This window comes from Rhodococcus opacus B4, from assembly GCF_000010805.1.
In the GTDB taxonomy this organism is placed as follows: Bacteria; Actinomycetota; Actinomycetes; order Mycobacteriales; family Mycobacteriaceae; genus Rhodococcus_F; species Rhodococcus_F opacus_C.
This window is the reverse complement of record NC_012522.1, coordinates 5787203-5809055: the sequence shown is the minus strand read 5'-3', so window position 1 is coordinate 5809055 and position 21853 is coordinate 5787203. Positions and strand designations below refer to the sequence as shown.

The window sequence follows — 21853 nt, the reverse complement described above, 5'->3', positions numbered from 1 at the left end:
CGGAGCCCATTTGCTCCCCGGTTCCTACTGGGACTGGAGGATTCGGCGAGCCCGCTCGGCGACGGGCAGATCCACGAACTCGCCGTCCGGAAGCTGGACGGCCGCTCCGCCGGATTCCGCGAAGACGTGCACAACCCTTCGTGCCCAAGCGAGTTCGTCCTCGCTGGGGGTGAAGGCGGTGTGAATGACCGGCAGTTGGGAGGGGTGGATGGCGGATTTGCCGCCGAAGCCGAGAGAGCGGGCCTGGCCGGCTTGCCGGGCGAGTCCGTCGGTGTCCCGCAGGTGGGGGTGGACGCTGTCGATCGGTGGTGCGATTCCCGCGGCTCGGGACGCGATGACCAGGTGCGATCGCACATACTGCAGCGGGGCGTCCCCGTCGCCGATGCCGAGGTCTTTCCGGAGGTCGATGCCGCCGAGGGCGAGGTGCTCGACGCCGGGTTCCGAAGCGATGGCCAGGGCGTTGACCACCCCCTTCGCGGTTTCGATCGCGCAGATCAGTGGCGTTCCCGGTGCCCGTTCCCGCACCCACCGCACGTCGTCGACCGAGTCGACCTTCGGGACGCGGATGCCGTGGGCACGGCCGGCGACAGCGGCCAGATCCTCGGCGGCGGGCGCGGTGCCGACGGCGTTGATGCGCACCCAGGCGTGGTGGGTGATCAGAATGTCCGCAACGCGGGCGCGGGCGGTGTCCTTGCACTCGGGCGGGACCGCGTCCTCGAGGTCGAGGATCACCGCGTCCGCGCCGGCATCGAAGGCCTTGCCGAGGAGCGTGTCGTTGTGTCCGGGAACGAAGAGGTAGCTGCGGGCCATCAGATGACTCCCCTGCCCCGCAGAGCCTCGATGCTCGCGGTGCCCAATCCGAGTGTGTCGCGGTAGATTTGCGCGTTGTCCTGCCCGAGTCGTCGTCCCGGGAAGCGGATGGCCCCGGGGGTGCCGAGCATGCGCACCATGAGGTTCTGCATGGCGAGGGGCCCGAGGTCCTCGTCGTCGACGGTGGTGATCATGTCGCGGGCGAGGACGTGCGGGTCCTTCATCAGTTGCTCCACGTCGTAGATGGGTGCGAGGGCGGCGCCGACGCGCTCGAACTCGGTAGCGACCTCGTCGAACGGGCGGGCGGCGATCCATTTTCCGACCGCATCGTCGAGGAGGTCGCCGTTGCGGCTGCGTTCCCCGGCGGAGGAGAACCACGGCTGTTCGACGAGGTCGACTCGACCGACCAGGCGCATGACCCGTTCCGCGACGGAGGTGGCGCTGGCCGAGATCGCCACCCACCGGTCGTCCTTGGTGAGGTACGTGTTGCGGGGGGCGTTGTTGGGCGAGCGGTTGCCTTGGCGGCCGGCGATCACGCCGAGCTGGTCGAAGGCGGTGGGGCCCGGGCCGAGGATGCCGATCAGGGGTTCGAGCAGCGAGAGGTCGATGACCTGCCCTTGCCCGTCGCCTTCGGGGCCGTTGCGGTGCAGGAGTGCCGTGACCACGCCGAAGGCGCCGGTGATGCCGGCGACACCGTCGGCGAGACCGAACGGGGGCAGCGTCGGCGGGCCGTCCTCCTCACCTGTCTGGTGTGCGAATCCACTCATCGCCTCGGCGAGGGTGCCGAAGGCGCGGCGTTCGGCGTAGGGCCCTTCCTGCCCGAATCCGGTGACCCGCAACGTGATCAAGCCCGGGTTGAGGGCGGTGAGCCGGTCGGGTCCGAGTCCCCACTTCTCGAGCACTCCGGGCCGGAAGTTCTCCACGAGCACATCGACGTCGACGACCAGATCGCGCAGGATCTGCTGGCCCTCCGGGGTCCCGAGATCGAGGGTGATGCATTTCTTGTTACGCGAAATGACTTTCCACCAGAGTCCCTGGCCGTCCTTGTGTGCCCCATGGGATCGGGCGGGGTCACCCGTCGGGTGCTCGATCTTGATCACCTCGGCTCCGAAGTCGCCGAGCAGCATCGCGGCAATCGGTGCGGCGTACACGGTGCTGATGTCGAGAACTCGGATCCCCTGCAGCGGACCGCGGTTCGCCGATTCCGACGAACTCGGGGCCGGGGTGTCATCGTATGCGTTCACGCTCATGGCAGTTCCTCGGCATTGTCGAGAGGTGGTGGAGGCGGAAAGGTGGTGGAGGCGCCCCTCGTCGAAGTCGGGCGGAACCTTCCCGCGGGTGCGGACTCCAATCTGCCATCCGCATGAGTGAAGTACAATCGCAAGTATCTTGACTCCCTTTAATTTCTTCTAAAGGCAGGTGGCCCGACGTGCTCGACACGACGCGGATGTTCACGCTGTGCGAGGTCGCGAAGCACGGCTCCATCACCGCGGCTGCCGCGGCGCTCGGATACACCACTTCGGCGGTCTCACAGCAGATCGCCAAGCTCGAGAAGGAGGCCGGGCAACCGCTGCTGGAACGGCACGCCCGGGGCATCATGCTCACCGATGCCGGCCGCTCGGTCGTCAAACACACCGAACGGATCCTCGTCGAACTCGAGGCCGCGGACGCCGAACTCGCGGAGATCCGCGGACTGCGCGCGGGAATGCTGGCAATAGGCACGTTCCCCACGGCAGGATCCTCACTGCTGCCGTTGGTGGTCAAGGAATTCAAGACCCACCACCCCGGCATCGACCTGCGCGTCCTCAGTGGCCGATTCGCGCAGTTGGTCGAGTCGCTACGCCGCCGGGAGACGGAGCTGTCGCTGCTGTGGGACTACGAGTGGAACCGGATCGACGATCCGCTGTTGACGTGTCACCACCTGATGAACGATCCGACGCTGCTGCTGGTCTCGGAGAAACACCGCCTCGCAGACCGGGAGTCGATCCGGATCACCGAACTCCGCGACGAGTCGTGGGTGGTGCGCGCCGACGATCACCCGGTGGCGCATACCCTCGAACGGCTCTGTCAGCAAGGTGGATTCACGCCCCGGACAAGCTTCCTCGCCCACGACTACGGGGAGGTTCAGGCGATGGTGGGGGTCGAACTGGGGGTGGCCATCGCGCCGCGGCTGGCCGTCCTCAATCCCCGCCCCGACGTCCGGTCGATCCCGCTCGCGACCCGCTCTCCGCAGCGCCGCATCCTGATCGCGCACCTGACCGAACGCCGGCTGAGCCCGGCCGCCCAGGAGGCCATCACGCAGTGCATGGCGGCGGCGCGGCGCCTCGAGGAAGGTTTCGCCGACGCGTAGGCTCACGGCGACAGGGTGATCGTCGGCTACGACGGACAGATCGCAAAGGCGTCGGCGAGGCGTGCGATCTTCTCGGCCCTGCCGAGCCGTGGAAGGTCGCTGCCGTCCCGGATGACCCGCCCCCGGGCGTCGAAGTCGGCGAGAAATTCGCGCGCCCAGATGACGTCGGACGGTGCCGGGCTGATGGCCTCGTTGATCACGGGCAGCTGCCCGGTGTCCAGGCACAGTTTGCCGGTCAGACCGAGGGACACCGCGACCGCCGACTGCTCGCGCAGGACGGGGTGGCTGTTGCTGACGGTGGGGCCGTCGATCGGTCCCGGGAGATCCCCGACCCGGCTCGCAACGACCAGCCTCGATCGCGGATAGGCCATCGCGAGATCGTCCGCGCTGGTGCCGGTGTCACGGCGGTAGTCGCCGCTTCCGAAGGCGAGGCGGAAGGCGCCGCGAGCGCGGGCGATGGCGGGTGCTTCCTCGATGCCCACGGCCGATTCGACGAGGGCGAGGACCGGGATGGTGCCGCCCAGTCGATCGAAGGTGTCGACGACCTGGTCGGCCGCCTCGGTCTTGGCGAGCATCACCCCGGCCAGGCCGGGTAGTCCCGCGAGGCGGTCGACGTCGTCCGACCAGTAGGGGGTGGTGTGATCGTTGATCCGGACCCAGGACGAATGCTCCTCGAGCCACGTCGCGACGCTCTCGCGGGCGTGTGGTTTCCGTTTCGGGTCGACGGCGTCCTCGAGGTCGAGGACGATCTGGTCCGCGGGAGACCGGTGGGCCTGCTCGAAGGTGTCGACGCGGGTTCCGTTGACCAGGAGCCACGAGCGGGCGATCCCCGCGAGGTGCTGCGGCCGGGTCACCGTGCAGATCCCGCCATGGCGACGGCCGGGGCGGCGACGAACAATTCGGCGGCCGCGATGCGCCGTGCCGCGCGATGTAGTGAGACCGCCTCGATCGCCCCGTCGGGGGAGGTGGTGAGGTCGATGTCGAGGACGCCCGCGGCCGTGCCCAGTCTCAGCGATCCGGGCCACCGCACCCGGGCGTTGTCGGCCACCACTCCCCCTGCCACGGTGGCGGCAGCGGCGACGGCGACGGCCGATGTCAGGCCGATCGCTGGATGCGGGGCGAGCATGGAGACCATGCGGACCGAGACGTCGTAGTCGTCGCCGGCGATGTCGATGCCCGCGCTGGTGCGATAGTCCCGCGGTGGGCCGATCACACCGACCTTCGGAATGGCGTGCGAGATGGGGTCACCAAGCTTGCTCAGGCCCATCCGCAGCGACGATTCGCGTCGCAAACCCACCAGAACGGGGAGGTGGTCGGCGATCACCGAATTGTCCTCCTCCCCGCTCAAGCCCAGATCGGCGGCGTCGAACAACGCAGCCGGGGCTCCGGCGGACACCATCGTGCCCCGGTACCGGCAATCACCGAGCGTGATCGAATCGGACGGCGACCCGGTGGGCAGCAATGCGGAACCGGAGGCGAGGCCGGTGAAGGTCAGGGCGACCGGAACGCCGAGCGCACTGGTTCCCGGCACGGCGGCATTCCCCTCGGTCGGAATCACCCCACCCGGCGTCGCGATCTCGGCCGTGAGAATCGCGCCGGTGTTGGTGTTGCGCATCCGCACGATCGTCGTCGCGCTGTCGACCGCGACGAGCCCGGACTGCAGCGCGTACAACCCGATCCCGGTCGCGCAGTTTCCGCAGTTGCTGCCCCACTCGACCCGGCGGTCACCGATCGCCACCTGAGCGAAGAGGTACTCGACGTCGATGCCCGGCTCGGCGGATCGGCGCACGATCGCGGCCTTGGACGTCGTCGAGCTGCCGCCGCCCACACCGTCGAGCTGACGGGGATCACCCGACCCGAAGGCCGAGGTGAGAATGGCATCGAGCCCGCCCGCCTGCTCGACCAGCGGATCGACATCAACCGCGTTGAAGAGCCAGCACTTACTGGTGCCGCCTCGCATCCAGGTTCCACGGAGTGTGAACACCGCCCGGCCGCCTTTCATTCGTGACGAAGTCTGAGGCACCGCCGAAGGCTCTGATCAGGGTAAGGGAACGGAAATCTCCAGCGGTGACGCCGTCAAGCCTGCGCCAGACCAGGTTGGAGCACAATTTCGAAAGTGAGGACGACCCTTAACTCTGGCTTACATCAGGGCAGCGATCGCCGGTGCAGGATCAAGCACGGAGCCGCCGATGGCCGAGTCGAACCTCGGACGTCGTCGTTCACCGAGGTCGACAGCCCACAGCAGAAGTGTCGGTACGGCACTCGGCCGGGCGCGAACCCGCCGACCTGACTTAAGCAAAAATGAACCCCCGGATAGAAATGTGACATTGTTCTGAACATCTGCCGTCTCTAACGTGATGTAGGACATGATCGACGAGAGGATGTGACATGCAAACCACGAGCCCGCGACCCCGACGCGAAGACGTTCCCGCCGACCGGGACCGGGCCTGCGAGCTGTCCATCGGACTGGTCGATTCCACCGCGCCCGTTCTGACCCCACACCGTGACCCCGTCACAAGTCGGGAGACCCCGCGAACGCGCCCCACGGCACCGCCGTTCAGTGCCCTCGGACGCGCCGAGCCCTCCTGTGTTCACGCAACCGGAACAGCCGACGACCAGGCAGGCGACCCTGCCGGACAGCAAGCGAAAGAACGACCATGACCTCCATCGAAATACTCCCCCTGATCGCCCTGGTCGCGATGTTCGTGATCGCCACCATCGTCCCCATCAACATCGGCATCCTGGGCTTCATCGGAGCCTTCCTCGTCGGCGCCTTCGCCCTCGGTTACGACGACAAGGAAATCCTCGCCGCATTCCCGAGTTCGATCGTTCTCACGATCATCGGCGTCACCTACTTCTTCGGCATGGCCAAGAGGAACGGCACCATCGACCTCCTCGTCAACGCCTGCATCCGCGCAGTCGGCGGCCGGACGGCGATCGTGCCCTGGGTGTTCTTCTTCTCCGCATCCGTGCTGACGGCACTCGGCACCTTCAGCCCCGCAGCGGTCGCTCTGATCTCGCCCGCAGCGATGTCCTTCGCCGCGCGCACTCGGATGAGCCCGCTCGTAATGGGCATCATGACAATCAACGGCGCCCACGCCGGCGCGTTCTCGCCGATCTCGGTCTCCGGCGTCCTCGTCACCGACATCGTCAACTCAAGCGGTCTGACCATCGCACCCTGGACCCTGTTCCTCGCCAGCTACGGCATCAACCTCCTGCTGTCGGTACTGACCGTCGTCGGCTACTCGGTTCTCGCCCGAGTGCGCGACCTCGAATACACCGCCACCGGCACCAGCAACGAAACCGGCAGCGGCGCAGGTCGTCCCACCACCGATGGCGCACCGGGTTGGACGCCGACCACGAGCGGTCCAGGCTCGCCGGGTGGGACGCAGGTACTCACTCGTGAGCACACCTCGACCGGAATCGTGCCCGACGCACACCCCGTGACCCGGGTCCAGAAGCTCACCCTGTTCCTCATCGCGACCGTGCTCGTACTCGTACTGGTGCTGCATCTGCCGATCAGCTTCGTCGCCATCGCCGCCGGCGCGGTCCTCGCCTTCACCGACCTGTCGAAGCAGAACGAAGCCATCGCCGGCATCAGCTGGTCCACCGTCCTGCTCGTCGCCGGCATGGTCACCTACATCTCGATCATGGAGGAAATGGGCACCATCGACCACCTCGCCGAAATGGCCATCACCGTCGGCGCGCCGCTGCTGGTCGCATTCGTCCTGTGCTACGTCATCGGCGTCACGTCCGCATTCGCATCCTCGACCGCACTGCTCACCGCGATCATCCCGCTCGCCCTCCCTCTGCTGCAGACCGGCGCACTCCCTGTCGTCGGAGTCGTCGCAGCCCTGGCCATCTCGGCGACCGTCGTCGACGTGTCTCCATTCTCGACGAACGGCGCCCTCGTCCTCGCCAATGCCCAGAACATCGAACGCCCAGCGTTCTACCGCCAGCTTCTCCTCAACGCAGGCATCGTCGTCGCAGTCGCACCCGCACTGTGCTGGTTCATCCTGGTAGCCGCCCCTGCAATATTCTGAGCGCCAGAGACAACAGCCGCTGCCGCCACCTCACCCGAGGTGGCGGTAGCGTCCGTATCGCACCTCCACAAATTCCGACACACAGCAAGCAGATCAACGTCACATTGTGGAATAAGGATCCTCGGAACTCGTCGACACGCAGTCATGCGACTGCTTTGCGTACGCAACGAGATCGGCAAGCTGTCGTTCACGCAGACGATCCGGCGCCTCGTGAATGCTCCTCCGCGTCGCCCACAGAGTGGCGAGAAACGCAGGCTCTGCAGGAACCCCGGCTATTCTCCGTGCGTCATCACGCGCGACAAAGGAACCAGCGGCGGAGATTTGGGACGAGTCCAGGGTCTGCCGGCGGGTGCGGTCGGCTGGCGGCACGGAACCTGAAGTTGAAGTGGAACTTCAGGCCACGACGACGACAATCCCCAAAAGTAAGTCATGCCCAGCAAAAATAGCGATTTCCTGCCCGGCGTGGGGCGCGTACCCTACTATGTACGGCTTCTTGGCGCTTCCTAGCGCTTTTCGGCGCTACTTGTCGCCCGGTGCCACGCCGAACAAACCCGAAGATTGGAGCAGAGATGCGTATCTTGCGTGCGTTTGTAGGAGGGGTCGCAGGGGCGATCATTCTGGTTCTGGGACTATCTCTTCACGCACCCGTGCCGACGGCTCAGGCCGAGTGTTTGAGAATGCCGTACTTCACGCCGTTCGGATATGCCAACTTCGATTTTCCCCCGCGAATGGTCGCGGTGATGAACGACAACGAGATCGCGGTCGAAGGCATCACGCCGTTCGAGGCAAAGCCCGGGAAGACCGGTCTCTATCTGCCGATCGGCTCGCACACCAACTATATCGACGCATGCCAGGGCGTGTACTACCCCGGCGGGCCGAGGTTGATCGGCAAGACCGGGAATTCCGTTGTGGTCGAGAATATCTGGCTGCGGATGGACGGCGCCTACGGGGCTGTGACGATCAACGGAGTACCTCAGGGCGAAAGGATGGTCGCCACCTACAATGTGGGTGAGATGATGCCGACGCTCATGACGCCACACGGCGGCGGAATCGGCCCCACATATTGGCCGTTCCGCTTCACCCCCTACTTCGCGCAGGTCTTCAACGACACCGCCGGCGCCAACCTCGTCCAGCCCGGTGAGGTGTTCGCCAACCTGGACGCAGTCGGAAAGTTTGCGCCATGATCTGACACGAAATCAGACGAAGCCTCGGGCCGAGCTCGACTGCGATATCTCGCTAACTCTTAGTTCCTCTCGGCCACAACAGTTTACGAACGGAGATGATCGACAGGTCGGCGCCCTGCGGCGGACGATCGATCCGTGATCGTGAGCTAGCGACGGCGGGCGATGGCCCGCCAGACGGGCTTGGCGTTGAACGCCGCCTTCAACGCGCGATCCGCAATCGACCCGTCGGGCGGCAGCAGCTTGATCTGGCGAGCGAACTCCATTTGGTCATAGCGCACCATGTTGGTGACGACCTTTCCGTCCGCGATGACGAAGTGATCGAATCCCTCGAATTCGATTCGACGCCCGGCGGCGGCGATTCCGACAAAAGTGCCGACGTGCCGCCCGGTCAGGTGCCAGTGGACGAGGACGTCGTTGCCGGCCTCGGCGATCGAGACGGTCTCGAAGGCGAGATCGGCGACGGCGGCGAAGACCTGTTCGCTCCCGCGACCCGTCTCGGCCGGGAATACACAGGTTGACGCGAGGCACGCCTCGGGCCCCTGCGGAACGCAGAGTCTGACACGACAAGTGCCACGGCCGACCCCAGAGGCAAGGGCCGGTCGGTTCGATTGTCCTCCGCGCCGCCGGCGATGTCACCGATGATTCGCTTGCGGAAAGAAGCACTCCGCCCGACAGCGAATCGAACACTCCATTCGATCACGTCAAAGACGTTGCCTCTGAGGATTTTTCGATGTTTCTCGAAGCTGATGTCGCTTCCCATCCACCGATCAACCATTCCGCGGGTGGGAGTACGGCGTCCGGCCCATTCGATCGGACGCAAGTGCAATCGGCTGCAACTCTCGCGCAGTCGTGCCTGCGATGTTTGGCTCCCCTGTGAGGACGATCACATCGGAGAGGAGCTAGGGATGAGCATCGAGGGCAAAGTCGCATTGATCACCGGCGCAGGCCAGGGCATCGGACGCGCGATCGCGTTGCGGCTGGCGTCGGACGGCGCCGACATCTCGCTCGTCGACGTCAACGCCGACCGGATCGGCGCGGTGGCCGATGAGGTCCGGGCGGCGGGTTCGAAGGCGATCTCTTTGGTCGCCGACGTGACGGACCGCGATCAGGTCCGGTCCGCCGTCGACCGGACGGAGCACGAACTGGGCGGCTTCGACATCATCGTCAACAACGCGGGCATCGCCCAGGTCGACCCGATCGCCGAGGCGACACCGGAGGACGTGTCCCGGATCCTGGCCGTGAACGTCGAAGGCGTGCTGTGGGGAATCCAGGCCGGGGCGGCCAAGCTCCGGGCGCGGGGGCAGGGCGGGAAGATCATCAACGCGTCGTCGATCGCCGGCCACGAGGGATTCGCGATGCTCGGCGTGTACTCGGCAACCAAGTTCGCGGTCCGCGCGCTCACTCAGGCCGCGGCGAAGGAGTACGCATCCGACGGCATCACCGTCAACGCCTACTGCCCCGGTGTCGTCGGCACCGACATGTGGGTCACCATCGACGAGCGTTTCGCGGACCTCACCGGTGCACCGAAAGGTGCCACGTTCGAGAAGTTCGTCGGCGGCATCGCCCTCGGCCGGGCACAGACGCCCGAGGACGTCGCCGCGTACGTGTCGTATCTCGCCGGACCGGACTCCGACTACATGACCGGGCAGGCCGGACTGATCGACGGCGGCCTCGTGTACCGGTAGGCCGCGCCCAGCAGTGGTGGTTTCGGGGCCGCAACCGCGGGTAGACGAAGTGGTGACGCGTCAGTGAGTTCGGGATGAAAGGGGGCCAGCCATGGACGTCGCCGATCTCGTCGACCGCACCGCCCGGCTGCGGGCCGAACTACAGGCACTCGAACGCCGGATCAAGGAGTTGACCGACGCGTTCGACCTTCTCGACAGCACAGCCGACGGCGCTTCGAGGGAAGGGGTGATCGACAGTCTCAGCGACGCCCGGCTTGACCTGAGCACCGCGGACCGGCATCTCGAGACCGCGGTACGAAACGCCGAGAAGCTGTCGATGGCCTGAACCCCGGGCACCCCGCGAGGATCTGCTCGCGGGGTGCCCGGGGTCGGTGACGGTCGGCCGGCCCGGGGGCCGACCGACCACCGTGATCAGTCGAGGTCGAACCGGTCGAGGTTCATCACCTTGTCCCACGCGGACACGAAGTCCTGCACGAACTTCTGCTGCGCGTCGTCCGTGGCGTAGACCTCGGCGAGGGCCCGCAGCTGCGAGTTGGAACCGAACACCAGATCGACGGCGGTGGCGGTCCACTTGGCGTCGCCCGTGACCCGGTCGCTGCCCTCGTAGACGTTCTCTGCCGAGGCGGCCCCCTTCCACACCGTCCCCATGTCGAGGAGGTTGACGAAGAAGTCGTTGGTCAACGACTCGGGCCGGTCGGTGAAGACGCCGTGCCCCGTCTGCCCGAAGTTGGCGTTCAGCGCACGCAGACCGCCGATGAGGACCGTCATCTCCGGGGCGGTCAGGTTCAGCATGTAGGCCCGCTCGACCAGAAGTGCCTCGGCGGGCAACTTCTCGCCCGGCCGGAGGTAGTTGCGGAACCCGTCGGCCCTCGGTTCGAGCACGGCGAACGACTCGACGTCGGTCTGCTCCTGCGAGGCGTCGGTGCGCCCCGGGGTGAACGGAACCGTGATGTCGTGGCCGGCGTTCTTCGCCGCCTTCTCGACACCGGCGGCACCGGCCAGAACGATCAGATCCGCGAGCGAGACCTTCACACCGCCGGACTGCGACGAGTTGAAGTCCTGCTGGATCTGCTCGAGGGTCTGCAGAACCTTGGACAGCTCGGCCGGGCTGTTGATCTCCCAATCCTTCTGCGGCGCAAGCCGGATCCGCGCCCCGTTGGCGCCGCCCCGCATGTCGGTGCCGCGGAAGGTGGCGGCCGACGCCCAGGCGGTGGACACCAGCTGGGAGATGGACAGCCCCGAGTCGAGGATCTTGCCCTTCAGGGCGGCGATCTCGCTGTCACCGATCAACTGGTGATCGACGGCGGGCACCGGGTCCTGCCACAGCTGCGCCTCCGGGACCCACGGGCCCAGGTAGCGCGTGACGGGCCCCATGTCGCGGTGCAGCAGCTTGTACCACGCCTTGGCGAACTCCTCGGCGAACTCCTCCGGGTGGTCCAGCCAGCGCCGGGTGATCTTCTCGTACGCCGGGTCGATGCGCAGCGAGAGGTCCGTGGTCAGCATCGTGGGGGCGCGTCCCGCCGACGAATCGAAGGGGTCGGGGATCGTGCCCGCTCCCGCGCCGTCCTTGGCGGTCCACTGCCAGGCACCGGCGGGGCTCTTGGTCAGCTCCCACTCGTAGCCGTACAGGACCTCGAGGAAGCTGTTGTCCCACTTCGTCGGTGTCGGGGTCCACACGACCTCGAGACCGCTGGTGATCGCGTCCTTGCCGACGCCGGTGCCGTAGGCACTCTTCCAGCCCAGGCCCTGCTGCTCGATCGGGGCGGCTTCCGGTTCCGGACCGACCAGGTCGGCGTCGCCTGCGCCGTGGGTCTTGCCGAAGGTGTGGCCGCCGGCGATCAGCGCGGCGGTCTCGATGTCGTTCATCGCCATGCGCCCGAATGTCTCCCGGATGTCACGGGCGGCGGCGAGCGGATCCGGCTGGCCGTTGGGCCCCTCCGGGTTCACATAGATGAGACCCATCTGCACGGCGCCGAGCGGCCCCGAGAGATCACGATCACCGCTGTAGCGTTCATCGCCCAGCCAGGTGTCCTCGGGACCCCAGTAGATCTCCTCGGGCTCCCAGATGTCTTCGCGTCCGAATCCGAACCCGAAGGTCTTGAATCCCATCGACTCCAGGGCGCAGTTGCCGGCGAAGACGAGGAGGTCGGACCACGAGATCTGCTTGCCGTACTTCTGTTTCACCGGCCAGAGCAACCGGCGGGCCTTGTCGAGGCTCGCGTTGTCGGGCCAGCTGTTGAGGGGCGCGAAGCGCTGGGCGCCCTGACCGCCGCCGCCGCGGCCGTCGGCGATTCGGTAAGTGCCTGCCGCGTGCCAGCTCATCCGGATGAAGAGGCCGCCGTAGTGGCCGAAGTCGGCAGGCCACCAGTCCTGCGAATCCGTCATCAGGTCGATGACGTCCCGCTTGAGTGCCTCGACGTCGAGCTTCGCGAACTCCGCTGTGTAGTCGAAGTTCTCGCCCATCGGGTTGGACTTGGACGAATGGGCGTGCAGGACCGACAGCTCGGGCTGGTTCGGCCACCAGTCGCGGTTCGTCCTCGGGCGGTGCGCCGTCGGAGTGGGGGACGGGATTGCGGGGTTTTCACTTTCACTGGTGCTTCGAGTGTTTCCCTCGTGAGCGACCGGGCAGCTATCGGACACGACATTCCTTCCGGGAGAGACCAATGTGGGCTGTTGGTCATGGTTTGGATCGAGAAGCCTGTGTTGTCGAGCAGTCGGGGCACAGACCCCAGTAGATGACCTCGGCTTCCTCGACGAGGAAACCGTTGTCGTCGGACGCGGTCAGGCAGGGCGCCTCGCCGACGGCACAGTCGACGTCCGCGATGGCCCCACACGACCGGCAGATGACGTGGTGGTGATTGTCTCCGACCCGCGACTCGTAACGAGCCACCGAGCCGGCCGGCTGTATCCGGCGCACCAATCCCACTGCGGTCACTGCGTGCAGCACGTCGTACACCGCCTGCCGGGACACCCCGTCCAGAACCGTGCGCACCGCGCCGAAAATCGTTTCCGTATCGGCGTGCGGACGTGCGTGCACCGCCTCCAACACCGCGACCCGCGGGCGGGTCACGCGAAGCTCAGCCCCGCGCAGTAACGCTGCGTAATCCGGCATCGACGGCACCCTCACACTATGGCCTACTTTTCTGGACTCAGTAAAGAGTTTGCCGAAACAATTTGCAGTGACTTCTACTTACACACAATTGGTGGTCGGTCGCCGGAGGGCGCTCCGACCGCCCGTCACTACAGCTCGAAGCTGACCACGACCGACGGGACCGCTCCCCCGCGCGTCGACTGTCGCCGCGCACGACGCTTCGATACGCCGGGGCCACAACGTGACTGACAGTGCCGACCCCGTCAGTACCAGTACTTCCGCCCGCCCACCTTGCGGCCCAGCAGCCCGAGGAGCAGCAGGAGAAGGCCGACGGCACCGACTATGAGGCCGGCGATCCACAGTGACGAGATCTTGACGACCAGGCCGACGACAAGGAGGACCACACCGATTGCGATCATCGCCAATTCCTCTCTGAGAGTGTTCTCGGGCTTCTTGCGAATGCTAGGCACGGCCTCGATCCGGAGCGGTGTCGCCCGGGGAGACGATGCCGTGATCGAACGCGTAGACGATGGCGGCCGCGCGATCGCGGAGATCGAGTTTGAGGAAGATGTGCCCGACGTGACTCTTCACGGTCACACCCGAGATGCCCAGCTCGCGCCCGATCTCGCTGTTGCTGTGCCCCCGCCCGATGAGCGCGAGCACGTCGAGTTCCCGCGCGGTCAACTCGGTGAGGCGGTTGCGTTCCCCGTCCGTCGACGGCGCGACGGTGCGGTAGGTGGCGAGCACCCGTCCGGTCACGGCCGGGTCCAGGCAGGCGCCGCCCTCGGCGACGGTGCGTACGGCGCGGATCAAATCCTCGGCGGGCGAATCCTTGAGAATGAACCCGGCCGCACCGGCGCGCAGTGATCCGGAGAGCAGATCGTCGTCGTCGAACGTGGTGAGCACCAGCACCGGCGGCGGCGCGGCGACCGACCGGAGAGCGCGGGTCGCCTCGATCCCGTCGACCCTCTTCATCCGAAGATCCATGAGCACGACATCCGGAGTGTGCTCCGCGACCGCGTCCGGCACCTCCGAGCCGTCCGCGCATTCGCCGACGATCACGAAGCCGTCCTTGCGTCTCAGGATCCGGCGCAGCCCCGACCGCACCAGTTCCTGGTCGTCGACCAGCAACACCCTGATCTCCGCGCCCGTCACGACAGTCCCGGAATATGACGGAGGATCGCCGGCCGGCACGAGTCCCGGGGCAGTGGGACCGCGGCGTGCACGGACCAGCGCCCGCCGTCCAGGCCCGCGCGGAGCGTGCCACCGAGCAACGCGGCGCGCTCGCGCATGCCCCGCAGACCGGAACCGCGTGCGCCGTTCGGTGCCGACACCCGGCCCCGGATCGGGTTGTGGATCGCCAGGGTCGCGCGTTCCGACTCGATCGTGAGCCGCACGTCGGCCCCGGCACCGGGTGCATGTTTGGCGACGTTCGCCAGCGACTCCTGCGTGATGCGGTACAGGCCGAGACCGATCGTCCCGGTCACCGCGGACAGGTCTCCGCGCAGGTCGAAGTCAACCGGGAGACCCGCGCGGCGGAAGCCGTCGATCAGATCGGGAAGGTCGGCGACCCCGGGTTCGGGACGGGTACCCGCCGGGCCCGCGTCGAGCAATCCGACGGTGCGGCGGATGTCGGCCATCGCCTGCCGCCCGAGACGCTCGGCGTCGGAGAGCGCCTCCACGGCGTCGTCGACGTCGCGGTCCTGCTCGAGCGCGCGGCGGGCCGCGGTCAGATGCAGCAGTGTGATGCTCAGCGAGTGGGCGATGACGTCGTGCACCTCGCGGGCGATCCGCTGGCGCTCACGGGTGGCGGCCTGCTCCGCCTGGATCGCCTTCGACGCGCGCTCCTGATGCAGGAGACGCAACTGGGTGAGCATCAGATAGCCGAACGCCCACCCCAGGACGACTCCGGCGAGGGCGTAGGGCGCGCCGTCGAGTCGCCCCGTCACCGCGAATGCCGACAGGACCGCGATCGATCCGAACAGGGTGGCGAGGCCGACTCCCAGCGACGCCGTTGCCGCGACCTCGCCGGTGAGGATCACCAGGATGAGCGGGGCGAAATCGAACGCGGTGTCGGGTTGCTGCAGTAGCAACAGTGCGGCCGCCACGGTCACGACGACTGCCAGGAACGGTCGTGGCAGGACCACCCCCGATCTGATCATGTCTCCCGCAACGGGGGTCACCGCGGCGACCAGGCCGCACAGCAGCACCCACCCCGGCGGCACGAAGCCGTCGCGTTGCGCGACAGCGGCACCGGCGATGGCGACGACGGCGATGTGTGCGAACACCGGCACGGCGAGCGGGTAGTCGTATTCGCTCTCCGCCACGCGTCGACGAAAAAATGTCGTCACCTGCACACGACCAGCGTAGGCGAAGACCCACCCCGGCCGCGTCGTCTCCGGAGCGGAGACGACCTCCGCCCACGGTAGGAGACGAGAACGCGACCGTGGCACGGCGAAACGGCTTCCGCGGATCCGTAGCGTTGCCGTCATCAACCGAACAAGGAGGTGGCCGAGATGTCGTGGACCGATTTCCGTGCACGCCGGGCGGTGCTGGACGAGATACTGGCTCGGGCGGACGCCGACCCCGTGGCGGCGCTCCGCTTCGGCGAAGTTCCCGGTGCCCTCACGCTTTTCGGGTCGGCCGACAACATTCTGCTGGCCTTTCAGCACCGGTGGAGCAACCACCTCGCCGCCCGCCTCGATCAGGCCGTCGAGGACGGCACCCCCCTGAATGCGGCGTGGCGCGAGCTGGCCTGGGAGCAGCCGGCGCTGCGCGCCCTTCTCGATGCCGCTGCCGCCCGATCCCTGCCGTTGCGCGGCGCACAACGCGACGAGCAGCGGATGATCGAGGCCCACAGCACCGGCCGACTGTCGGGCTACCGGAGCGAGCCGCGACCGATCGGCGCGTGACGCCCTACGAGTGCGCGAACGCGGCCTCGAACGCGTCGAGCGCGACGTCCGGATCGTTCTTCGCCCAGCCTTCGAGACCGACCACGCCGGTGTAGCCGAGATCGTGGAGGGCTGCGGCGATTGCCGGATAGTGGATTTCGCCGGTTCCGGGTTCGCAGCGTCCGGGAACGTCGGCGACCTGGATCTCGCCGATGTAGGGCAAAGCTTTTCGGACGAGCTTGATGAGGTTTCCCTCACCGATCTGGGCGTGATACAGGTCGAGATTCATCCGCAGATGCGGGCTGTCGACCGCCCGGACGAGGGCGAGGGTGTCGGCCGCGGTCGCGAACGGGGTGCCGGGATGGTCGACGGCGAGGTTGAGGTTCTCGAGCGTGAACACCCGGCCCGCCTGTTCGCCGAGTTCGGCGACCTTCCGCAGGGTGTCGACGGCGGTGAGCCACATTGCGGGCGTAACCGTTTCGACGGGGCGAACGGGCAGTCCCCGGTTGTCGAGACCGGTTCCGTGCAGATTCAGTCTCGGGCAGTCGAGCCGTTTCGCGACGTCGAGGGATTGGCGTGCGGTGGTGAGCAGCGCCTCGATGCCATCGTGTTCGGTGAGGTCGCCCTGCAGATAGCCCGTCATCGAGGAGAATTCGGCGCCGCTCGCGGCGAGGGCGTCGACGTCCTTGGTGGACCAGTCCCAGATCTCGACCTGGAGTCCGCGTTCCGCGATGCGCTGGACGCGGTCCACGAACGGCAGATCGAGGTAGAGCATTTCGGCGCTGGCGGCGAGCGTGTACGTCATCGGGGTCACCGGTCCAGCTCGACGGCGGCGCCGGTCTCGACGCTGCGGATCGCGGCGAGTGCGATCGACAGTGCGGTGCGGGCATCCTCGCCCGTCACGACGGCCGGTGTGTTGGCGCGGATCGCGCCGACGAAGGCGGTCAGTTCGCCTACGTAGGCGGTGTGGAGGAGGTCGGTGTCGCGGCGCGCGGTGTCGGCGTGCTGCCCGTCGGGGCCGTAGTAGGTCATGTCCGTGCTGAGCCCGCTGCCCGCCGTGACCATGCCGCCGGAGCCGAACACCTCGCCGCGCACGTCGTATCCGTACAGCGCGCTGAAGCTGGCCTCCGCCGTGGCGATGGCGCCGTTGTCGAATTGCACGGTGACGACCGCGGTGTCGAGGTGGCCCGTGCTCTTGGCGTCCGGCCGGATCAGGGCGTCGGCGACGGCGTTCACCCGCACGGGTCGCGCACCCGGGTTGAGGAAGCAGAGGGTGTCGAAGTCGTGAATGAGCGTCTCCAGGAAGATGGTCCACTGCGGAACACGTGCCGGGTCGGCGGTGTACGGGCCGGGGTCGCGGGTCAGGGAACGCAGCAGTTGCGGGGTGCCGACCTTCTGCGCGTCGATCGCCGCGCGGGCGGCGGCGAACCCGGGAGCGAACCGGCGATTGAACCCGACCTGCAGGACGATGCCCGCGTCGGCGGCCGCCGCGATGGCGCGGTCGGCGTCTTCGAGGGTGACCGCCATCGGCTTCTCGACGAATACGTGCTTGCCCGCGGCCGCGGCCGCGACCACCAGGTCCGTGTGGCTCCGCGCGGGGGCGGTGATCAGCACCGCATCGACCTCGTCGCTGGTGAGGACGTCGTCTACGGCCGTGGTGGCGATCGGCGCCCCCAGTGCCGCGGCGAGACGCTGCGCGGACTCCCCGACCGGGTCGCTGACCGCGACGAGCGCTGCCCCCGGGACCAGGCGGGCCACGATCTCCGCGTGATTCGAGCCGATGCGTCCGGCGCCGATCGTCGCGATGCGGACCGGATCGGAAGCGGGCGTCGTCGAGCGGACGGGTGCGGCTTCGGTGAGTGACATGGATGCGCTCCAGTGCGGTGAGAGGTGGAGGTAGAGGCGAACTAGTACGTTCTAGTTCCAGACCGTAGAACTCGTGAGATCATTGGTCAAGAGCGGCTCCGAACGCGGGCCGGGAGACAGGAGTCGTGCGCGTGGCCGAACCGGTGGCGGGATCGACCGGTGGCGCCCGTCCGACGATGGGCGACGTCGCGCGAGCGGCAGGAGTCTCCACGGCCCTCGTCTCGATCGTGATGCGCGGGGTCCCCGGGGCCAGCGAGGCGACCCGTCGGCGCGTGCTCGACATCGCCGACGGGATGGGCTACGTGCCGGACCGTCGCGCACAGAAACTGCGCCAGGCCAGTTCCCGGCTCCTCGGCGTCGTGTTCGAACTGCAGCAACCGTTCCACGGCGACCTCGTCGAGCAGATCTACGCGGCGGCCACCCGCAGGGGTTACGACGTGATGCTCAGCGCGGTCGCCCCGAGTCGCGCGGAGCAGGTCGCCGTCCAGGCGCTGATGCGGGAACGCTGCGAGGCCGCGATCCTCCTCGGCTCCCGGTTCGACGCCGACGCACTCGGCGCGCTGGCCGACCGCGTGCCCGCACTCGTCGTGGCACGCGCCAGCGGACTGTCCGGGGTCGGCGCCGTGCGGGGAGACGACGTCGCCGGCATCACGCTGGCCGTCGACCACCTCACCGAACTCGGCCACCGGAACATCGCCCACATCGACGGCGCCGACGCTCCCGGCGGCGCCGACCGGCGGGCCGGCTTCCTGGCCGCGATGGACCGGCACGGACTGTCGGGCTCGGCCACGGTCGTGGCCGGTGGGCCGACGGAAACCGAAGGCGCACAGGGCATGCACGAGCTTCTCGAATTGCCCACCCCCCCGACCGCCGTCGTCGCGTTCAACGACCGGTGCGCCACCGGCGTACTCGATCTACTGGTCCGCCGCGGCCGGGACGTGCCCGCGGACATCTCCGTCGTCGGCTACGACGACTCCCGTCTGGCACGGATTCCGCACGTGCAGATGACGACGATCTCACAGGACGCCACGCACATGGCCGACGCCGCCGTAGACGCGGCACTGGCTCAGATAGCCGGGGGCGAAGCCGTCGACCTGGTGCTCGCGCCGCACCTCGTCCGGCGAGCGACCACCGGCCCTGTCGCACACCACGGCTAGGCCGACGACCAGACACCGAGTTCGTTGCCACTCGGATCGGTGAAGTGGAAGCGGCGCCCGCCGGGAAAGTCGTACGGGCCGTTGACGACGGTGCCGCCCGCCGCCCGCACCGCATCCACCGAAGCGTCGAGATCCACCGAGTACAGCAGCACCAGCGGTCCGCCTGCCGGCTTCCGTTCCGGCACCTGCAGGAGGCCGCCGACCTCCCCACCGTCCGCACCGACGATGCCTGCGTACTGCGGGCCGTAGGAGTTGAACTCCCAGCCGAATGCCGAGCGGTAGAACGCTTCCGCGTCCGCGAGGTCCGTGACCGACAACTCCACGTAGTTCAGTCGATGATGATCTGCGCCAGAAGGTGACATGCCGGAACTCTAGCCGGACTCGGCTCGTCGATCCCGAGTTCTCTCGGCGAGAAGCGTGTTCACGAAACCACGGGTGCTCGCCGTCTGGGGCCTTCCGGCGACCTGGACGAGCGAGATGGTGCGTTCGACCCTCGGTTGCAGGGGTATGTGGACGAGACCGGCGAACGAGATCATGGGGAGCACCAGCTCGGGAACCGCGGTGACGCCGAGCCCGGCGGCGGCCAATCCTGCGACCGCGCCGACGTTCTGCGCCTGCATGACGGGTCCGAGTTCGATGCGAGCGTCCTCGACGGCCCGGCGCACGGGCGCTGCGATACTGCTCTCGCGACCGAACGCGATGAACGGCTCCCCGGCGAGATCCGACCACTGCAGTACCGGCCGTTCGGCGAACGGATGCGTCGGCGCGACCGCGCAGTAGAAGGAGTCGCTCGTCAGGACCTCCTGGTGCAGGCCCGGCAGAACCCCCGACGTGGTGACCAGGGCGAGGTCGACCGTCCCCGAGTACACGGCGTCGAGAACCTCCTGACGCAGGCCGTCGCGGATCTGCAGGCGCACGTCGGGGTGCCGCTCCCGGAAGTTCACCACGTACGGCGGCAGGAACGTGGCCGCGAGCGAGGGCAGGCACGCCACCGTCACGATTCCGCGGTCGCCGGTGACGAATCGTTCGATCTGGGTGAGCCCGTCGTCGAAGTCGTGGAGCATCCGCCGGGCGTGCTCGATGATCTCGTGCCCGTGCGTGGTCAGCTCGACGCGGCGGGTGGTGCGTTCGAACAGCGTGACGTCGAGCCTGCGCTCGGCCTCGGCGACCGAGCGGCTCAGCGAGGACTGCGACACGTCGAGCGCGGAAGCTGCCGACGTGAAGCTCGCGTAGTCGGCGATCGCGACGATGCTCCTCAGGTGAGAGATCCCGAGATTGATGCTCATGCGCATCAGTATGGCCGGTATTCATGCGCGGGAGGCCGGGTCCGCCGCCTTCAGCTGCACCGTTTCATTCATGACTTGAACTCATGAATTGATCGCCTATTGATATTTGACGCGCAATTGTGAGCCGCGCGACACTGAGAATCCGTTTCGAAGGAGGTCACATGGTTGCCGCACTCGGGTTCGCCACGATCGCGTGTTTCCTGGCGCTGGCGTTCAGCCGCCGGGTCTCGGTGCTCGTCGCGCTGATCCTCGTTCCCATCGCATTCGCGATCGTGGGCGGATGGGCACCCGACCTCGGGGACATGGTGGGCGACGGTCTCCTGAAGGTCGCGCCCGTCGCCATCATGATCGCGTTCGCGGTCCTGTATTTCAGTCTGATGGTCGACGTGGGACTGTTCGATCCTGCGATCCGCCGGATCGTCCGGTGGGCAGGGGGAAATCCCACCAAGATCGCCGTCGGCACCGCGGTGCTGACCCTGCTCGTCGCGCTCGACGGCGACGGGACCTCGACCTTCCTCATCACCATCTCGGCGCTGTTGCCGATCTACCAGCGGCTCGGGATGCGCCCGGTCGTCCTGACCGGCATCGTCTGCCTGGCCGCCGGTCTGATGAACATGATCCCCTGGGGCGGCCCGACCGTCCGCGCCATGGCCGCGCTCGACCTGACCAGCGCCGACATCTTCACGCCGGTTCTGCCCGCGATGGGCGCCGGGGTGCTGTGGGTCCTGTTCGCCGCGTACATGATCGGCCGCACGGAACGGAAGCGGCTCGGCGTCACCGAACTCGTGTCTCCCGGCGAAGGCGGTCCCGGCACACCGCACGTCTCCGACCCGCCGGTACGCACCCGCCGCCACCGGGCGGTGATGGCGTTCAACACGGTGCTCACCCTCGTCCTGATCGTGATCCTGCTGTTCCAACTCGTGCCGCTGGAGGTGGCGTTCGCCATCGCATTCGCGCTCGCGCTCGCCGTCAATCGCCCGAAGTGGGCCGATCAGCAGGCCCTGTTCGCGAAGCACGGCGGCAACGTGACCATGGTGGTGGTGATGATCCTCGCGGCAGGTGTGCTCACGGGAATCCTCAACGGCACCGGGATGATCACCGCGATGGCGCAGACGTTCGTCTCCTGGGTTCCGCAGTCCGCCGGCTCCCTGATCCCCGTCATCACCGCGGTCACGTCGATGCCACTCAGCCTGGTCTTCACCCCGGACGCCTACTACTTCGGCGTCGTGCCGGTGCTGGCGGAGACCACCGCCTCGTTCGGTGGCGACCCCGCCGAGATCGGCCGCGCCGCCATCCTCGGCCAGATGACCACCGGATTCCCGCTCAGCCCGCTGACCGCCGCGACCTTCATCCTGATCGGCCTGAGCAAGGTCGACCTCGGCAAGCACCAGCGGTTCATCTTCGGCTGGGCCTTCGGAACTACGATCGTGATGACCGTCGTGGCCCTGTTCACCGGCGCCCTCTCGCTGTAAGCACCCACCATCCGCCGA

At 67.5% G+C, this 21853-nt stretch carries 22 protein-coding genes; 8 read left to right on the top strand and 14 right to left on the bottom strand.

The window, feature by feature from the left end:
- Positions 1 to 24: 24 nt before the first annotated feature.
- The gene (locus ROP_RS26440) at positions 25 to 810 is read right to left on the bottom strand and encodes an HpcH/HpaI aldolase/citrate lyase family protein (protein ID WP_015889076.1); all 786 of its coding nucleotides are present in this window, start codon (positions 808 to 810) and stop codon (positions 25 to 27) included.
- Positions 810 to 2060, bottom strand: a complete 1251-nt coding sequence (locus tag ROP_RS26435) for a CaiB/BaiF CoA transferase family protein (RefSeq protein WP_015889075.1) — start codon at positions 2058 to 2060, stop codon at positions 810 to 812. The genes ROP_RS26440 and ROP_RS26435 overlap by 1 nt, the downstream gene beginning before the upstream one ends.
- 179 nt (positions 2061 to 2239) lie before the next feature.
- On the opposite strand from ROP_RS26435, the gene ROP_RS26430 reads away from it, so the two are divergent.
- Positions 2240 to 3160 (top strand): LysR family transcriptional regulator, encoded by a 921-nt coding sequence (locus tag ROP_RS26430; RefSeq protein ID WP_015889074.1) that lies wholly within the window; start codon positions 2240 to 2242, stop codon positions 3158 to 3160.
- 26 nt (positions 3161 to 3186) lie between these two features.
- On the opposite strand, the gene ROP_RS26425 is transcribed toward ROP_RS26430, so the two are convergent.
- Positions 3187 to 4014 carry an HpcH/HpaI aldolase/citrate lyase family protein gene (locus tag ROP_RS26425; RefSeq protein ID WP_015889073.1) on the bottom strand — a complete coding sequence of 276 codons (828 nt, stop codon included), beginning with the start codon at positions 4012 to 4014 and terminating at the stop codon, positions 3187 to 3189.
- Positions 4011 to 5120: a PrpF domain-containing protein gene (locus ROP_RS26420; RefSeq protein ID WP_080512588.1), complete on the bottom strand. Its 1110-nt coding sequence runs from the start codon at positions 5118 to 5120 to the stop codon at positions 4011 to 4013. Before ROP_RS26420 ends, ROP_RS26425 begins: the two co-directional genes overlap by 4 nt.
- Before the next feature lie 697 nt (positions 5121 to 5817).
- Here ROP_RS26420 and ROP_RS26415 point away from each other — a divergent pair.
- Positions 5818 to 7203: an SLC13 family permease gene (locus ROP_RS26415; RefSeq protein WP_015889071.1), complete on the top strand. Its 1386-nt coding sequence runs from the start codon at positions 5818 to 5820 to the stop codon at positions 7201 to 7203.
- A gap of 677 nt (positions 7204 to 7880) precedes the next feature.
- Entirely contained in the window at positions 7881 to 8387 is a 507-nt protein-coding gene (locus ROP_RS26410; protein ID WP_231868985.1) for a hypothetical protein, read from the top strand.
- Positions 8388 to 8533: 146 nt separating this feature from the next.
- Here the strand turns inward: ROP_RS26410 and ROP_RS26405 are convergent, their stop codons facing one another.
- A complete protein-coding gene (locus tag ROP_RS26405) occupies positions 8534 to 8818 on the bottom strand; it encodes an ester cyclase (protein ID WP_231869068.1) in 285 nt (94 codons plus the stop codon).
- Positions 8819 to 9292: 474 nt separating this feature from the next.
- Between ROP_RS26405 and ROP_RS26400 the strand changes: the two genes are divergently transcribed.
- Positions 9293 to 10072, top strand: a complete 780-nt coding sequence (locus ROP_RS26400; protein ID WP_015889069.1) for an acetoin reductase — start codon at positions 9293 to 9295, stop codon at positions 10070 to 10072.
- A 91-nt stretch (positions 10073 to 10163) separates the two neighbouring features.
- Complete coding sequence (locus tag ROP_RS26395) at positions 10164 to 10397, top strand: hypothetical protein (RefSeq protein WP_015889068.1); 234 nt, start codon at positions 10164 to 10166, stop codon at positions 10395 to 10397.
- An 86-nt stretch (positions 10398 to 10483) separates the two neighbouring features.
- On the opposite strand, the gene katG is transcribed toward ROP_RS26395, so the two are convergent.
- The 5 genes from katG to ROP_RS26375 all read right to left on the bottom strand — a co-directional run bounded on the left by katG (position 10484) and on the right by ROP_RS26375 (position 15655).
- Complete coding sequence (gene katG / locus ROP_RS26390) at positions 10484 to 12712, bottom strand: catalase/peroxidase HPI (RefSeq protein WP_015889067.1); 2229 nt, start codon at positions 12710 to 12712, stop codon at positions 10484 to 10486.
- 37 nt (positions 12713 to 12749) lie between these two features.
- Positions 12750 to 13193, bottom strand: a complete 444-nt coding sequence (locus ROP_RS26385; RefSeq protein ID WP_015889066.1) for a Fur family transcriptional regulator — start codon at positions 13191 to 13193, stop codon at positions 12750 to 12752.
- A gap of 233 nt (positions 13194 to 13426) precedes the next feature.
- The gene (locus tag ROP_RS43570) at positions 13427 to 13582 is read right to left on the bottom strand and encodes a hypothetical protein (RefSeq protein WP_167315965.1); all 156 of its coding nucleotides are present in this window, start codon (positions 13580 to 13582) and stop codon (positions 13427 to 13429) included.
- Positions 13583 to 13625: 43 nt separating this feature from the next.
- The gene (locus ROP_RS26380) at positions 13626 to 14297 is read right to left on the bottom strand and encodes a response regulator (protein ID WP_043826811.1); all 672 of its coding nucleotides are present in this window, start codon (positions 14295 to 14297) and stop codon (positions 13626 to 13628) included.
- 17 nt (positions 14298 to 14314) lie between these two features.
- Positions 14315 to 15655 carry a sensor histidine kinase gene (locus ROP_RS26375; RefSeq protein WP_015889063.1) on the bottom strand — a complete coding sequence of 447 codons (1341 nt, stop codon included), beginning with the start codon at positions 15653 to 15655 and terminating at the stop codon, positions 14315 to 14317.
- Between the two features lie 15 nt (positions 15656 to 15670).
- Here ROP_RS26375 and ROP_RS26370 point away from each other — a divergent pair, with 15 nt between their 5' ends.
- Positions 15671 to 16075 (top strand): hypothetical protein, encoded by a 405-nt coding sequence (locus tag ROP_RS26370; RefSeq protein ID WP_015889062.1) that lies wholly within the window; start codon positions 15671 to 15673, stop codon positions 16073 to 16075.
- 4 nt (positions 16076 to 16079) lie between these two features.
- Here ROP_RS26370 and ROP_RS26365 read toward each other — a convergent pair whose 3' ends face one another.
- Together ROP_RS26365 and ROP_RS26360 are read right to left on the bottom strand one after the other, a co-directional pair.
- Positions 16080 to 16859 carry a TIM barrel protein gene (locus ROP_RS26365; protein ID WP_043826810.1) on the bottom strand — a complete coding sequence of 260 codons (780 nt, stop codon included), beginning with the start codon at positions 16857 to 16859 and terminating at the stop codon, positions 16080 to 16082.
- Positions 16860 to 16864: 5 nt separating this feature from the next.
- Entirely contained in the window at positions 16865 to 17920 is a 1056-nt protein-coding gene (locus ROP_RS26360; RefSeq protein ID WP_015889060.1) for a Gfo/Idh/MocA family oxidoreductase, read from the bottom strand.
- A 131-nt stretch (positions 17921 to 18051) separates the two neighbouring features.
- Between ROP_RS26360 and ROP_RS26355 the strand changes: the two genes are divergently transcribed.
- Positions 18052 to 19077, top strand: coding sequence for a LacI family DNA-binding transcriptional regulator (locus ROP_RS26355; RefSeq protein ID WP_015889059.1), 1026 nt, complete (start codon positions 18052 to 18054; stop codon positions 19075 to 19077).
- Here the strand turns inward: ROP_RS26355 and ROP_RS26350 are convergent.
- Together ROP_RS26350 and ROP_RS26345 are read right to left on the bottom strand one after the other, a co-directional pair.
- The gene (locus ROP_RS26350) at positions 19074 to 19439 is read right to left on the bottom strand and encodes a VOC family protein (RefSeq protein ID WP_015889058.1); all 366 of its coding nucleotides are present in this window, start codon (positions 19437 to 19439) and stop codon (positions 19074 to 19076) included. The two genes, ROP_RS26355 and ROP_RS26350, sit on opposite strands and share 4 nt — an antisense overlap.
- A gap of 9 nt (positions 19440 to 19448) precedes the next feature.
- Positions 19449 to 20369: a LysR family transcriptional regulator gene (locus ROP_RS26345; protein WP_050785129.1), complete on the bottom strand. Its 921-nt coding sequence runs from the start codon at positions 20367 to 20369 to the stop codon at positions 19449 to 19451.
- Between the two features lie 155 nt (positions 20370 to 20524).
- Here ROP_RS26345 and ROP_RS26340 point away from each other — a divergent pair, with 155 nt between their 5' ends.
- On the top strand, positions 20525 to 21835 hold the full coding sequence (locus tag ROP_RS26340) for a CitMHS family transporter (protein ID WP_015889056.1): 1311 nt from the start codon (positions 20525 to 20527) through the stop codon (positions 21833 to 21835).
- Positions 21836 to 21853: the final 18 nt, after the last annotated feature.

Excerpts from the sequence above, each read along its gene's own strand:
- ROP_RS26415 (WP_015889071.1), top strand. The coding sequence starts at position 5,818 with ATGACCTCCATCGAAATACTCCCCCTGATCGCCCTGGTCGCGATGTTC.
- ROP_RS26395 (WP_015889068.1), top strand. The coding sequence starts at position 10,164 with ATGGACGTCGCCGATCTCGTCGACCGCACCGCCCGGCTGCGGGCCGAA.
- ROP_RS26345 (WP_050785129.1), bottom strand. The coding sequence starts at position 20,369 with ATGCGCATGAGCATCAATCTCGGGATCTCTCACCTGAGGAGCATCGTC.
- ROP_RS43570 (WP_167315965.1), bottom strand. The coding sequence starts at position 13,582 with ATGATCGCAATCGGTGTGGTCCTCCTTGTCGTCGGCCTGGTCGTCAAG.
- ROP_RS26340 (WP_015889056.1), top strand. The coding sequence starts at position 20,525 with ATGGTTGCCGCACTCGGGTTCGCCACGATCGCGTGTTTCCTGGCGCTG.
- ROP_RS26360 (WP_015889060.1), bottom strand. The coding sequence starts at position 17,920 with ATGTCACTCACCGAAGCCGCACCCGTCCGCTCGACGACGCCCGCTTCC.
- ROP_RS26440 (WP_015889076.1), bottom strand. The coding sequence starts at position 810 with ATGGCCCGCAGCTACCTCTTCGTTCCCGGACACAACGACACGCTCCTC.
- ROP_RS26410 (WP_231868985.1), top strand. The coding sequence starts at position 7,881 with ATGCCGTACTTCACGCCGTTCGGATATGCCAACTTCGATTTTCCCCCG.
- ROP_RS26400 (WP_015889069.1), top strand. The coding sequence starts at position 9,293 with ATGAGCATCGAGGGCAAAGTCGCATTGATCACCGGCGCAGGCCAGGGC.
- ROP_RS26350 (WP_015889058.1), bottom strand. The coding sequence starts at position 19,439 with ATGTCACCTTCTGGCGCAGATCATCATCGACTGAACTACGTGGAGTTG.
- ROP_RS26365 (WP_043826810.1), bottom strand. The coding sequence starts at position 16,859 with ATGACGTACACGCTCGCCGCCAGCGCCGAAATGCTCTACCTCGATCTG.
- ROP_RS26420 (WP_080512588.1), bottom strand. The coding sequence starts at position 5,120 with ATGCGAGGCGGCACCAGTAAGTGCTGGCTCTTCAACGCGGTTGATGTC.
- ROP_RS26435 (WP_015889075.1), bottom strand. The coding sequence starts at position 2,060 with ATGAGCGTGAACGCATACGATGACACCCCGGCCCCGAGTTCGTCGGAA.
- ROP_RS26375 (WP_015889063.1), bottom strand. The coding sequence starts at position 15,655 with ATGACGGCAACGCTACGGATCCGCGGAAGCCGTTTCGCCGTGCCACGG.